Annotated in this window: 11 protein-coding genes; 7 read left to right on the forward strand and 4 right to left on the reverse strand. The window is 39.8% G+C overall.

Annotation, left to right across the window (positions count from 1 at the left end; translation table 11 throughout):
• The first annotated feature begins 459 nt into the window (after positions 1 to 459).
• Positions 460 to 933 carry a lipocalin family protein gene (locus HMPREF9078_RS03190; protein ID WP_009419313.1) on the forward strand — a complete coding sequence of 158 codons (474 nt, stop codon included), beginning with the start codon at positions 460 to 462 and terminating at the stop codon, positions 931 to 933.
• Positions 934 to 1,036: 103 nt separating this feature from the next.
• Here the strand turns inward: HMPREF9078_RS03190 and HMPREF9078_RS03195 are convergent, their stop codons facing one another.
• Together HMPREF9078_RS03195 and HMPREF9078_RS03200 are read right to left on the reverse strand one after the other, a co-directional pair.
• The gene (locus HMPREF9078_RS03195; RefSeq protein ID WP_034542699.1) at positions 1,037 to 1,597 is read right to left on the reverse strand and encodes a hypothetical protein; all 561 of its coding nucleotides are present in this window, start codon (positions 1,595 to 1,597) and stop codon (positions 1,037 to 1,039) included.
• Positions 1,598 to 1,630: 33 nt separating this feature from the next.
• Complete coding sequence (locus tag HMPREF9078_RS03200) at positions 1,631 to 2,281, reverse strand: protein-L-isoaspartate(D-aspartate) O-methyltransferase (RefSeq protein ID WP_002671501.1); 651 nt, start codon at positions 2,279 to 2,281, stop codon at positions 1,631 to 1,633.
• Between the two features lie 138 nt (positions 2,282 to 2,419).
• Between HMPREF9078_RS03200 and HMPREF9078_RS03205 the strand changes: the two genes are divergently transcribed.
• On the forward strand, positions 2,420 to 3,010 hold the full coding sequence (locus HMPREF9078_RS03205; protein ID WP_009419315.1) for a hypothetical protein: 591 nt from the start codon (positions 2,420 to 2,422) through the stop codon (positions 3,008 to 3,010).
• A gap of 11 nt (positions 3,011 to 3,021) precedes the next feature.
• Complete coding sequence (locus HMPREF9078_RS03210) at positions 3,022 to 4,023, forward strand: Gfo/Idh/MocA family oxidoreductase (RefSeq protein ID WP_009419316.1); 1,002 nt, start codon at positions 3,022 to 3,024, stop codon at positions 4,021 to 4,023.
• A gap of 37 nt (positions 4,024 to 4,060) precedes the next feature.
• Here HMPREF9078_RS03210 and HMPREF9078_RS03215 read toward each other — a convergent pair whose 3' ends face one another.
• A complete protein-coding gene (locus HMPREF9078_RS03215) occupies positions 4,061 to 4,549 on the reverse strand; it encodes a thioredoxin family protein (protein ID WP_009411346.1) in 489 nt (162 codons plus the stop codon).
• A gap of 735 nt (positions 4,550 to 5,284) precedes the next feature.
• Between HMPREF9078_RS03215 and HMPREF9078_RS03220 the strand changes: the two genes are divergently transcribed.
• From HMPREF9078_RS03220 to odhB, 4 genes are all read left to right on the forward strand, one after another.
• Positions 5,285 to 8,056, forward strand: a complete 2,772-nt coding sequence (locus HMPREF9078_RS03220; protein ID WP_009419317.1) for a 2-oxoglutarate dehydrogenase E1 component — start codon at positions 5,285 to 5,287, stop codon at positions 8,054 to 8,056.
• A gap of 25 nt (positions 8,057 to 8,081) precedes the next feature.
• A complete protein-coding gene (locus HMPREF9078_RS03225) occupies positions 8,082 to 8,630 on the forward strand; it encodes a TonB-dependent receptor plug domain-containing protein (protein ID WP_034542702.1) in 549 nt (182 codons plus the stop codon).
• Between the two features lie 83 nt (positions 8,631 to 8,713).
• A complete protein-coding gene (locus tag HMPREF9078_RS03230; protein WP_009419319.1) occupies positions 8,714 to 9,670 on the forward strand; it encodes a DUF4299 domain-containing protein in 957 nt (318 codons plus the stop codon).
• A 29-nt stretch (positions 9,671 to 9,699) separates the two neighbouring features.
• Positions 9,700 to 10,938: a 2-oxoglutarate dehydrogenase complex dihydrolipoyllysine-residue succinyltransferase gene (gene odhB, locus HMPREF9078_RS03235; RefSeq protein ID WP_009419320.1), complete on the forward strand. Its 1,239-nt coding sequence runs from the start codon at positions 9,700 to 9,702 to the stop codon at positions 10,936 to 10,938.
• Positions 10,939 to 11,023: 85 nt separating this feature from the next.
• On the opposite strand, the gene glmM is transcribed toward odhB, so the two are convergent.
• Positions 11,024 to 12,418, reverse strand: coding sequence for a phosphoglucosamine mutase (glmM, locus tag HMPREF9078_RS03240; protein WP_034542716.1), 1,395 nt, complete (start codon positions 12,416 to 12,418; stop codon positions 11,024 to 11,026).
• Between the last annotated feature and the right edge of the window lie 672 nt (positions 12,419 to 13,090).

The following is a 13,090-nucleotide window of genomic DNA, read 5'->3' on the forward strand; positions in this document are numbered from 1 at the left end:
AGTACTTTATAAATCTTCCTTACAGTTTTGGTTTCAAACTTTGCCAAAGTTGATAACGCAATATTTTTGTCAAAAATACTCTTTTATTTTGTAGGAATGATATTTTTTTGTACATTTGCCTCATTAAACCAAAATAACTATTATAAGAAGTACTAACTTGTATAGTTTTTAAAACAGTATTATAAAATAACATATAGCGTTTCGCTTTACAGTTTCCTAATTTCTGAAAACGACCAATTTTTCAATAAGTACAGGAAAAGTAAATGTAGAAATGCCTGCGGTTACGTGGGCATTCCTTTTGCTTTGTACTTATGGCCTTTGGTCGGGCTTCAGAAATTGAGCAATAAGGAATGTTCCCACGTTTTTTTATTGCTCTGTTATAGTGAAACCTACTTAAAAGGCGGTAACCGAAAAGCCTGAACAGAGTAGGTATAAACTTAATTTTATGTAACAATAGCAATGAAAAACAAAAACAAAAACGTAGCGTGGGCGACCTTTCGCACTGTTACACAGGTAGTAGCCATTATGGCAGTAATTTTAGTAACTCTTATCGCTTGTAGCAAAAGTGATAGTGGAGGAAACGTACAAAACAAGGATTTGATTGGCACTTGGAAGTTTGAAAGTATGACTATTGATGGAAAGAATGCTTGTGAAGTATATCCTAAGTATTTATTCTGTGGAAAATGTAAGGAACTTCCTTATTTTGTTTTTTCTGACAAAGAATATGTGTCCTATTTTTATGATGGTTCTTGTGAACTCAAAAAAACAATTGGAAAATACACTGTTTCAAAAAATACAATAATACTTATTAATAATCAAGAAGGTGGTTCTTTAAATTTTACCATATCAGGGAATAAACTTACCTTTACTTCTCCAATAGAAGATGATAAAGGAAAGAAACATACTTCTACTATGACCTTTGTCAAGCAATAAATCTCCCATATCATTATCCTTAGAAACTTATTTAAGAAACAAAAAGAGCAAAACGTTAAGTCGCTTTGCTCTTTTTTATCTGTCACTCCAAAAAATCTTCAACCTACTCTGTTGTAGTTTTTTCAGGTAATTCATTATGTTCTTCACGTTTAAATACAAAAGTATCGTAGTAAGTATTGAAAAACTGTACAAACATAACCGCTCCTTGTCGGTCTTTATATACTTCTACTAACAAATTCCCATCTTTATCAGGAGCTATGCGTATTCTATCAATATCTACTCCTAAATAAATAGGAATAAACGGATAGATTCTAAACCTATTATAGCGTTGCCAAAAGTTCTTCTTCTGTTTGCCTTTAAAACCAGCTACCATTCTCACAGTAGTCGTGCTATCCTTCACTTTTTGGTAACTCACGTACAGTGAATCTGCTTTTACTTGCAGTTTAAACCTACTTAAAGGTAGCGCTGTTTCTCGGTATTCTTTGGGCAGTAGCGGAAAGAACAAGGGAGCTTGCTTTTCCATAGGCTCAGAATACACATAATACGTTCCTTCATTAAGGGTCTTAATAGCAGCTTCATCCATAGGAGCTGTCATTTTAGGGCGTTGCACTGTTTTACACGAAAACAGTAATAACGATAGTAAAACAAAAGCAATGGTTCTCATATAAAATTATTATTAATCACTCACCATTAATCATCAGTTTCTCTCTTTTAGCATCGGTACAAACTGAAAAGTACCGTGCGTAGTCTTGTGAAATTCTTTTTCCGATATGCGCTCGTAAAGCGTCATTGTTTGAGTTTCTTCTCCTATCGGAATTACTAAACGTCCTCCTACCGCCAATTGTGCAAGCAACGCTTTCGGCACATATGGAGCACCTGCCGTTACCAAAATACGGTCAAAAGGCGCTTCGTTAGGAATCCCTTTATAACCGTCGCCAAAGTACATATGCACAGTACGATTCATTAGTTTGGGAAGTAGTTTTTGTGTTTGCTTAAAGAGTTTCTGTTGTCGCTCAATAGTGTAAAGCTGTACCCCTAAATATAGCAGTACACTAGCTTGATAGCCACTGCCCGTACCTATCTCCAATACTTTTTGTCGAGGTGATACTTGTAGCAATTCCGTTTGGAAAGCTACGGTATAGGGTTGAGAGATAGTTTGCCCTTCCTCTATCGGGAAAGCCTTATCTTGGTAAGCGTGGTCTTCAAAACTGCTGTCCATAAACAAATGGCGTGGTATCGTGCGAATAGCCTCCAATACACGCTTGTCCTTTATGCCTTTTTCTCTCAATAAATCAGCTAATTGATTCCGTAAACCTTTGTGTTTTAATGTGTCTTTCAGCGGTAGCATCTTCTTGTATTTTCGGGTACAAAATTCAACCTTTTTTTTCAACTAAAAAAGTATTTGTTTTATTTTTTTTGCTAAAAAGTTGATTAGTTTAAAAATTATTTATACTTTTGTGGCGGAAAAAACTAAATTAGGAAAGAGATGAAGCGTTTAAAACGTAACTTGCATTTCATCTTTGTCTTCCTTTTAGCTACGGCTTGCAGAGTGAGCGATACCTCCTCTGAAGCCACTCAAGTAGTGAAAGTTGAAGATAGATATGAAATGACACTACCTAACTCTCTTACCAGCCAAAATAATCTTTATGAAGAAGCCTCTCTGCAATATGGCAACGGTAAGTCTGAGCTTTTTGTTGCAGTAATCGATGAAGACCGCAAGGAGCTTAATGAGATGCTTTACCAAGTGTTAAAGGACTCTTTGCATATTAAAAACAAAAAAGCCTTTGTTAAATCCTTCGGATTAAAGGACTATTTTAGCATCTGCAAAAAAGGTTGGGCAGAAGCTAAGATGATGCGCCCTACTGATAAACAAATTACCGAAACTACCATTAATAAATATCCTGCTGTAGTAGTTGAAACTACGGAAACCGTCAATGGTATCGGAGTCTTTTACGTGGTGGCTATTGTCGAAACTAAAAAGACCTACTACCAAGTTTTTACCTGGACGTTAGCTAGCAAAAAAGAAAAGAATTACCAGCAGATGAAGGACATTATCAATTCCCTAAAAGAATTATAAATACTTATCTAATGACTATTAATGTAGCCCTTGCCAGCTTTGGTATGAGTGGACGGGTATTTCACGCCCCTTTCATAGCACAACACCCACAGTATCAACTCTATGCGATAGTAGAACGCCATCGTTCCGATTCGCGCGCTCTATATCCTGGTGCTAAACTTTATCGCTCAGTAAACGAAATGCTACAAGACCCTGCGGTAGATTTGGTAGTGGTCAATACCCCCGTGCAAACCCATTATGAGTATGCCAAAGAAGCGTTATTAGCAAATAAGAATGTATTGGTAGAAAAGCCTTTTACCGTTACTGTCGAGCAGGCTGAAGAACTCAATACATTGGCTACAAAACAAGGCAAGCTGCTTTCCGTTTACCAAAATAGGCGTTATGATGCCGATTATTTAAAGGTGAAAGAAATAGTAAACAGTGGTGTGTTGGGCGAACTCAAAGAAGTAGAAATGCGCTTCGACCGTTTCCGCACTGAAATTAGTGCCAAGGCTCATAAGGAAACTCCCGAACGTGGGGGAGGGGCTCTCTACGATTTAGGGGCACATCTCATAGACCAAGCGCTCCAGCTATTCGGTACTCCTAAAAACGTATACGCCGATTTGGGTTACCTTCGCAAAGGTACTCAAACCGACGATTATTTTGAACTGATTCTCTTTTACGAAAACGAACTACGCGTCCGTCTTAAATCCACTACCTATGCTTTGGAACGCCAATGGGAGTACACCTTGCACGGTACTAAGGGTTCCTTCCTTCAACAGCGGTTCGACGGACAAGAAAAAGCCTTAGTAGCGGGCACTATCCCTTCCGCCTCTCAGTGGCTACCTTCTGTTACCGAGCCCAATGGCATTCTCCATACACTTGAAAAACGTTTGTTTACCACTGCCCAACACGGTAACTATTGGCTTTTTTATAACGACCTTTACCAAGCTTTAACAGGCAAAGGTGCCAATCCCGTCCCTGCCACTCAAGCCCTTGAAATTATCAAACTTATTAGTCAATTTAGTCAATAACACAATCTGCTAATTCTCTAATTTTCTAATTTGCAAATTACAACCTTCCTTGCAAGAATTTCTTTACTTTCTTCACATCATACCCCTTCCCCGATTCTAAATCTTCACTTTTTTGAGTGAAAAGCACATCTCCTTTTTCGTTGAGAATCAAAAAAGAGGGATAACCATATTGTGCGCCAGGGTTTCCGTACTTTTTAAAAGCTTTTTCATTCTTGTTTTCAGGTGAGAAGTTTAGGTGATAAAAAATATATTTCTTATCCAAAATACTTTTCAGTTCAGGCGTAGTAGTCACCAAATGGTTAAAGCGCAAGCACCACACACACCAATTCCCACCTATTTGCACCAACACTTTTTTGTGTTCTTTTTTAGCTTGTTTTAGCAGTTGTGTAATACGTGCATCACCGTCTTCCTCAGGGTGATAAGGTTGTTCATAACCAGCGCGTTCTTTACTTATTTCCTCGCTGTTTTGAGACCAAAGAGCAGTACCTCCCCAGCAGAGGAGTGCTATAAAAAAGTATTTCTTCATAAAAACCAAATCTTTTAGAAATATATAATTACAAAAAAAGTGCCAAGATACTTCAAGAGCTACATTCAGGCTGTTCTAAAAGTCTTAAAATCGCATTTGCGTCGCTATACTTTGCCAAAGTTGCCTGTGTGGCTCGCACTTTTGGAAAAGTTGATTACATTGATAATCAATTTCTTTTAGTTATATTGTAGAGGTGATTGGCAAATTGCCTTCACAAAACAAAACTTTTCTGACAAGCTCCATATCCCTACATTTTCAGAATAAACATTACTAAATTTCCTCTTTTCAATAGATTTTATCTATCACAAATTGCTCTTATAAGCATCTAATATATAGGTTATTATTAGTGTTCCTTCGTCTTTTGTTCGTCTTTTGTTCGTCTTAGCTTCGCTTTAGCTTCGGTCTACCTTCGGTCAAACTCCCTCCAAAATGGCTCTTTTTTCCTCATTTCTCATAGATAATATCTATATAAAGAAAATGATCCGTCTAATGAGTTGATATTTTTTTAATATCACAACTATTTTATAGTTTCAATTTTTATTGATTTTTAAGATTTCTATAAGGTTAGATATTCCTTTTTTAGTCAGAATTCTTATTTACTAATTTTCTAATTGGCTAATTCCCAAATTACTAATACATTATCTTAAAAATATTTCATAAAAAGTATGGTTATTCCAAAACAAAACATTACCTTTGCCTATCATTAATGAAAAATAAACGAAACAATTGCTTTTTATGGATAAGTATTCTTTTTTGAATGCCGCAAGTACGGCTTATTTTGGTGATTTATACGATAAATATCTCGAAAACCCCGATGCGGTAGAACCCAGTTGGCGTGCTTTCTTTCAAGGTTTCGATTTTGCTCAAGAGCAATACAGCACTCCGGTAGAAGAAGCGGTACCCGTAATGGTACAACAAGTGGTGGGTAACGAAAACCCTGCGCTTTCCGAAACTGTCAAGAAAGAGTTTGCCGTGCTTAACCTCATCAATGGTTATCGCACTTACGGTCACTTATTCGCACAAATTAATCCGCTACGTCCTCGTGAGCCATATACACCTACTTTGGCTATCGAAAACTACGGACTTACAACGGCTGACCTCAATACTACCTTCGATGCTGCTCGTGAAATAGGCTTAGCTCCCTCGCCTTTAAGTGCAATTATTGAGGCGTTGAATACTACTTATTGTAAGTCGATAGGGGTAGAATATCAGTATATTCACAATCCCCAAGAACGCGATTGGTTCACCAAACGATTACAGCAAAATGACAATAAACCTCAGTTTTCTAAGGAAGAAAAACTGCAAATCCTTAACAAACTTAATGAAGCCACTTCTTTTGAGAACTTCCTTCATACTAAGTATGTAGGTCAAAAACGCTTTTCGCTTGAAGGCAACGATGCACTCATCGCAGGTCTCGACTTTATGGTGGAAGCTGCTGCCGAGCAAGGAGTAAAACACGTAGTACTCGGTATGGCGCACCGTGGGCGATTAAATGTATTAGCCAATGTGTTCGGCAAGAATCCAAAGGATATCTTTTCCGAGTTCGACGGTAAGGATTACGAAATGGACGATTGGTTCGACGGTGATGTGAAATACCACTTGGGTATCACCACCCAACGCACTACTCGTGCCGGAAAAACCGTAGATATGAATTTGGTACCTAACCCTTCGCATCTCGAATCTGTAGATGCCGTTGTAGGAGGTATTACTCGTGCGAAACAAGACCACTATTGTCAAGAGAATTTCCGACAAGCCTTGCCTATCATCATTCACGGTGATGCTGCTGTGTCAGGGCAGGGTATCGTCTACGAAACGGTGCAGATGTGTGGCTTGAGAGGCTTCACCAATGCGGGTACCGTGCATATAGTAATAAACAACCAAGTAGGGTTCACTGCTAATTTTGCCGACTCGCGTTCGTCGTTGTACTGTACCGATATTGCAAAGATGAACGATTCGCCTGTGCTTCACGTAAATGCCGACGATGCCGAAGCCGTAGTGCGCACTTTTCTCTTGGCAGTCGATTACCGACAAGCCTTTGGCAAAGATGTGTATATCAATCTCTTTGGCTATCGCAAATACGGTCATAATGAGGGCGATGAACCGCGTTTTACACAACCTCTTTTGTACAAAATTATAAGTAAGCACGACAATCCCCGCAATATTTACGCACAGAAGCTAATCGAAGAAGGGCTCATACAGCAAAGTTATGTTACCGAGATAGAGAACGCTTATAAAGCTACTCTTGATGCCGACCTCGAAGCATCTCGTCGCGAACCACTTACGATATTAAAACCTTTTATGCAAACCGAATGGCAAGGTTTTGAAATAGCATCGCCAAAACAAATGTTACAAAAGGTAGATACGACTATTAGCAAAGGAAAACTTGACACAATAGCCAAGGCTCTTACTGAATTGCCTGCCGATAAACCTTTTATCAGTAAGGTGAAAAAGATTGTAGCCGACCGTAAAGAGGCGTATGCACACAACCATATCGATTGGGGAATGGCAGAACTCTTGGCGTATGGTTCACTCCTTACTGAGGGCTATGATGTACGTATCACTGGGGAAGATGTGCAACGCGGTACATTCTCGCATCGTCACGCCGTGCTCAAAACAGAAGATACCGAAGAAGAAATATGCTTCTTGCAAGACCTCAAAGCCAAACAATTGGCAACAGGTACTTTCCATATCTACAATTCGCTGTTATCCGAATATGGAGTCTTGGGCTATGAGTACGGCTATGCAATGGCAAGTCCGCGCACGCTTACCATATGGGAAGCACAGTTCGGCGATTTTTCCAATGGTGCGCAAATAATGATTGACCAGTATATCTGTTGTGGTGAAGACAAATGGAAAGTACAAGACGGATTGGTAATGTTACTCCCTCACGGTTATGAAGGACAAGGAGCTGAGCACTCTTCGGCACGTATAGAACGCTATTTGCAACTCTGTGCTGAGAACAATATGTATGTAGCCAATTGTACTACCCCCGCTAACTTTTTCCACCTACTACGTCGCCAAATGAAGACTACCTTCCGTAAGCCGTTGGTAATATTCACTCCTAAAAGCTTATTGCGTCACCCCCAAGTGATTTCAACTGTGGAAGACTTAGCTGGCGGACAGTTCCAAGAGGTGTTAGACAACCCTATCGCTAAAGCTCAAAAAGTAAAACGCGTAGTATTTTGCTCTGGTCGCTATTACTACGACCTCTATGCCGAACGCGAAAAACTTGGCAGAGATGATATAGCCTTAGTGCGCATCGAGCAGTTGTTCCCGCTACCGCTAACACAACTCAAAACCATTATAACGAAGTACAAACACGCCACCGACTTTATTTGGGCGCAAGAAGAACCTAAAAATATGGGCGCTTATGGTTATATGTTAATGAATTTCGATTTGGTAAAATGGCGTTATGTAGGTACTCCCGCCTATGCGGCCCCTGCCTCTGGTAGCCATACCCGTGACCGCAAACGCCACAACGAAGCTATCGCAGCTGTATTTGAATAAGAAAAAACTAAAAATACCAATTGATATGAAACGAATTATTACATTACTATTGCTGATAACCACTTATGCACTATCAGCGCAAAAAACAGTTATCAGGTGTGCATCACAAGAGCAATATTCACCCTTGTTCGTGGTGAATGACGTTATGATAGACGATAATAAGATAGGTAGTATCTTTTTAAACGCAATTGATCCCAATGATATTGAGAATATTAAGGTACTTAAAGATCCTTCTGCCACTGCTTTATATGGTAGTAAAGGCGAAAAAGGAGTGGTTATCATTACTTTGAAGAAAAGTAAAGACACTTCTAAGAAAGATAACCTATCAGGAATAGAAAATTCTAATAAAGCTTTTCCTCTAATTGTTGTCAATGATGTAGAGTTTTCAGATCCTGAAGTAGGAAAGCTTTTTATGAACAATGTCAGCCCTAAAAGAGTAGAGAGTATCGTAGTGCTAAAAGACAAAAAAGCTACTGAAAAATACGGTGAGAAAGCTAAAAACGGAGTGATTTTAGTTACTCTAAAAGGAAATCCTGAAAAGTTAGATATACCACCTTATGAACCTAAGTCGTAGCACGACGAGCAATTCGTCGCAAACTTTGGTAAAGTTCAACCCCTATGAGGAACGGAGCTTTCTAACACATAACACCTAAAAAGATGAGTCGAACTTTTTACATTAAAAATACACAAGCACCTGAAGAAATGACTCCTCAGCAATTGCTCGACCTCCAGCGTGAGGGATTTGTACAATACTCTATTGATGATAACGACGAGCATTACTCTCAAGTGATGAACGCACCGCTCAGTGATTGGGGCTATATGCTGATGGGACAAGAAGGCATCAGTGGTCGCGGTTTTGAGGTCTCTTACGACACCGAAACCCAAGACTACGGTGTGCGCGTCTTTACTCCTAGTACCGAAGCCGATTGGTTAGGTGCGTACGAGTTTATTGGCAAAATAGCCACTGCATTGGGTAGCAAAGTAGTTGATGAAGAAGGAGAGGTTTATGAGCCCAATGCCATTACATACGATTATAGAAACGATATTAAATTTGGTATCAAATGTTATGAAGGTGAAAAAGGAGGATCTTATCTGTTCGGTGTCTACCGCCCTATATGTTTGTCAGACGAAATGATAAACGGGTTATTAGCTGCCGAAGATAAGGTAAAAGCCTTTAGTCAGCTCATAGAAAAGCAACTATATGAGCACCCTGATGCATATATCGCACGTCAGCAGTTTTTTAGAAATGACAGAGGAGAGGTGATGGGAGCTTATGCTCTTACAGAGGGCGTTCCTACTATCTTGCCATATGAATATCCGCCTTTTGTAGATTTCACCCAAGTAAACCTCAGTCAAGACGATGTAAAGTTATGGCGCATTAGTTTGGTAGTTATCAACGGCGATGAAAACGACCCTGATGCTTATGAGGTACTCGACGGACTCGATTACCAAACCTTTTTAGAGCGATTGCCTCAAGAGAAAATACAAAAACTCGATGGTCACTATATGCTTATAACCCTCAACCGACAAGAACTTGAAACTCTCTTGCAAAATGATAAACAAGAACGCAAAGGCTTATTAGCAAAATTGAAAAACTTTTTAACGACGAAATAACTAACACCTAACACCTAAAACTAAACGATATGTTGGAAATGAAAGTCCCTTCACCTGGGGAATCTATCACCGAAGTAGAAATAGCCCGTTGGCTTGTAAAAACGGGTGATTATGTAACCAAAGACCAAGCTGTTGCCGAAGTGGATTCCGATAAGGCTACTCTCGAACTTCCCGCTGAAGCCAGTGGAGTCATTACACTGAAAGCCGAAGAAGGCGAAGCTGTAAAAGTAGGACAAGTGGTATGCCTGATTGATACTAAAGCAAAAGCACCAGTAGGAGCTTCATCAGCAGGTACTTCACCATTACAACCAGTTAAACAGGAAGCTCCTGAGACACCCAAACCTACAGCTCCTGCACCTTCCACAGCTCCTATAGCACCTGCATCTTCTGCAAAGCAAGTTCCAAGTCCTGCCGCTCGTAAAATATTAGCAGAACGCGAGATTCCTGTATCAGCAGTAGTGGGTACAGGCAAAGGCGGTCGTATTACCAAAGATGATGCACTTAAAGCCTCTAAACCTTCGATGGGGACTCCTACGGGTGGCGTTCGCAAAGAAGTGCGTACTAAGATGAGTATGTTGCGCCGAAAAGTAGCCGAACGTTTGGTGAGTGCTAAGAATGAAACCGCTATGCTCACTACCTTCAATGAAGTGGATATGACGGCTATTTACGAGTTGCGCGCCAAATATAAGGACGCTTTCAAAGAGCGCCATAATGTGAGCCTCGGCTTTATGTCGTTCTTTACTTTAGCCGTCGTGCGTGCTCTTAAACTCTTCCCCGATGTCAATTCGATGATTGACGGACAAGACAAGGTAACTTACGATTTCTGCGACATCTCTATAGCCGTTTCAGGACCTAAAGGCTTGATGGTTCCCGTGATTCGCAATGCCGAGAACCTTTCGTTTAGAGGTGTGGAAGCCGAAGTAAAACGTTTAGCTACCCGCGCTCGTGATGGACAAATTACGGTAGATGAAATGACCGGTGGTACTTTTACGATTACTAATGGGGGCGTGTTTGGCTCTATGCTTTCTACTCCTATCATCAATCCGCCACAATCAGGGATTTTGGGTATGCACAACATCGTCGACCGCCCTATCGTGCGCAACGGACAGATAGTGATTGCTCCTGTAATGTATGTCGCTCTTTCATACGACCACCGTATCATCGATGGGCGTGAATCAGTAGGATTTTTAGTAGCTGTAAAAGAAGCTCTCGAAAATCCTGTAGAGATTCTAATGAATGGCAATCCTAAACAAGCTCTTGAGCTCTAAGGAATTAGAGAAAAAGATATAGAAAACTCCCTATAAAGCTAACAGCTTTATAGGGAGTTTTAATAATTAGTAAATTATGAATCAGTTACTTTACAAAAGCAACGGCTTTCATTTCTTCAATGAAACGCAGAGCAAGTTCATCGGCTTCTGCTTGATTTTTAGCTTCAGTGTAAATGCGAATAATAGGTTCAGTATTAGATTTTCGCAAGTGTACCCAGCTTTGAGGAAAATCAATCTTTAAGCCATCGATAGTATTGATTTGCTCGTGTGCGTACTTCTTTTGCATTTCACGTAGGATATTATCGGGGTTAATGTCTTTGGTAAGTTGTATTTTGTTCTTGCTCATATAATAAGCAGGATAACTATTGCGCAAGGTCTTTACACTGCATTTTCTTTCAGCAAGTAAGGAAAGGAATAACGCTACACCTACCAAAGCGTCACGACCATAGTGTAGTTCAGGATAGATAATACCTCCATTGCCTTCACCACCTATGATTGCGTGCACTTCTTTCATTTTAGCAACTACGTTTACCTCACCTACAGCTCCTGCTGCATACTGTACTCCGTGCTTTTCGGCTATATCTCTCAATGCACGAGAAGAAGAGAGGTTAGAGACTACATTTCCTTTGGTTTTTCCTAAAATATAATCAGCGCAAGCAACCAAAGTATATTCTTCGCCGAACATTTCACCTTCTTCCGTAATAAAAGCTAATCTATCTACATCGGGGTCTACTACGATACCAAAATCGGCTTTTTCTTCAAGTACTTTTTTGCAGATGTCTCCCAAATGTTCTTTTAAAGGTTCGGGGTTATGAGGAAAATGTCCGTTTGGTTCACAATACAAACGAACTACTTCTACGCCAAAATGTTCCAATAACTTTGGAATTGCAATACCTCCTGTGGAGTTCACCGCATCAACAACCACTTTGAATTTACAATTGCGTATGGCTTCGATAGTGGAAGATGTTAGCAACCCTAACACTGCCTCAATATGTTTTTGAATATAGGTATTATCGTGAGAAATGCTTCCTAAAGCTTCTACGTCAGCAAAAACCACCTTGTTCTCTTGAGCGATGGTTAGAATTCTTTCACCTTCTTTAGCACTGAGGAACTCTCCCTTATTATTGAGAAGTTTTAGGGCGTTCCACTGTTTAGGATTATGACTTGCAGTGAGAATAATGCCCCCATCGGCTTTTTCCATTGTAACAGCTACTTCGACGGTAGGAGTTGTACTTAGCCCGATATCCACTACATTAATGCCTAATCCTACAAGAGTGTATTGTACTAAGTTCTGTATCATTTCGCCCGAAATACGTGCATCTCTTCCTACAACTACCTTTATATTTGCTTTGTTGAGGTTTTCTTTGAGCCACGTACCATAAGCGGCAGCGAATTTTACGGCATCGATAGGGGTTAGATTTTCATCGGGTACACCTCCAATAGTACCACGAATACCTGAGATTGATTTGATTAATGACATAATTTTAGTGATTATACTCTCTTCAAAAGATAATGATAACATAGAAGAGAGTTTGTTTTTTCGCGACAAAAATAGGATAAAAAAATGATATATAAAAATTTGAAATCATAAAGATTAATGGTTAGTGATTAATGGTTAATGGTTAATGGTTAGTGGTTAATGGTTAATGGTTAATGGTTAGTGGTTAATGATTAATGGTTAGTGATTAATGGTTAATAGTTAAATTAAAGAAGGCTTATGGGAAAAACGAGCAACAGGCGAAGAAAGAATGGGTTTACAGTGGGTTTACAGTGGGTTTACAGTGGGTCTACAGTGGGTCTACAGGGGGTCTACAGTGGGTCTACAGTGGGTCTACAGTGGGTCTTCAGTGGGTCTACAGTGGGTCTACAGTGGGTCTACAATGGGTCTACAATGGATTTACAATGGATTTACAATGGGTCTATAATGAATAAAAGGCGGTGCGACCTGCACGGGCAGATAGAGAAAAGACGAACAATGAACGAAGGAAAGACGAACAATGAACGAAGGAAAGACGAACGATGAACAAAGAAAAGATGAAGAATGAACGAAGAAAAGATGAAGGGAAAGTGAAGGAAAAGTGAAGGGAAAGTGAAGGAAAAGATGAATAACGAATGACGAAAGCCCCCGAACCCCCGAAGGGGGACAAGCCTT

Source organism: Capnocytophaga sp. oral taxon 380 str. F0488 (genome assembly GCF_000318255.2).
GTDB classification, from domain to species: Bacteria; Bacteroidota; Bacteroidia; order Flavobacteriales; family Flavobacteriaceae; genus Capnocytophaga; species Capnocytophaga ochracea.

Coding starts and splice junctions, on each gene's coding strand:
- HMPREF9078_RS03190 (WP_009419313.1), top strand. CDS start 460: ATGAAAAACAAAAACAAAAACGTAGCGTGGGCGACCTTTCGCACTGTT.
- HMPREF9078_RS03195 (WP_034542699.1), bottom strand. CDS start 1,597: ATGAGAACCATTGCTTTTGTTTTACTATCGTTATTACTGTTTTCGTGT.
- HMPREF9078_RS03200 (WP_002671501.1), bottom strand. CDS start 2,281: ATGCTACCGCTGAAAGACACATTAAAACACAAAGGTTTACGGAATCAA.
- HMPREF9078_RS03205 (WP_009419315.1), top strand. CDS start 2,420: ATGAAGCGTTTAAAACGTAACTTGCATTTCATCTTTGTCTTCCTTTTA.
- HMPREF9078_RS03210 (WP_009419316.1), top strand. CDS start 3,022: ATGACTATTAATGTAGCCCTTGCCAGCTTTGGTATGAGTGGACGGGTA.
- HMPREF9078_RS03215 (WP_009411346.1), bottom strand. CDS start 4,549: ATGAAGAAATACTTTTTTATAGCACTCCTCTGCTGGGGAGGTACTGCT.
- HMPREF9078_RS03220 (WP_009419317.1), top strand. CDS start 5,285: ATGGATAAGTATTCTTTTTTGAATGCCGCAAGTACGGCTTATTTTGGT.
- HMPREF9078_RS03225 (WP_034542702.1), top strand. CDS start 8,082: ATGAAACGAATTATTACATTACTATTGCTGATAACCACTTATGCACTA.
- HMPREF9078_RS03230 (WP_009419319.1), top strand. CDS start 8,714: ATGAGTCGAACTTTTTACATTAAAAATACACAAGCACCTGAAGAAATG.
- odhB (WP_009419320.1), top strand. CDS start 9,700: ATGTTGGAAATGAAAGTCCCTTCACCTGGGGAATCTATCACCGAAGTA.
- glmM (WP_034542716.1), bottom strand. CDS start 12,418: ATGTCATTAATCAAATCAATCTCAGGTATTCGTGGTACTATTGGAGGT.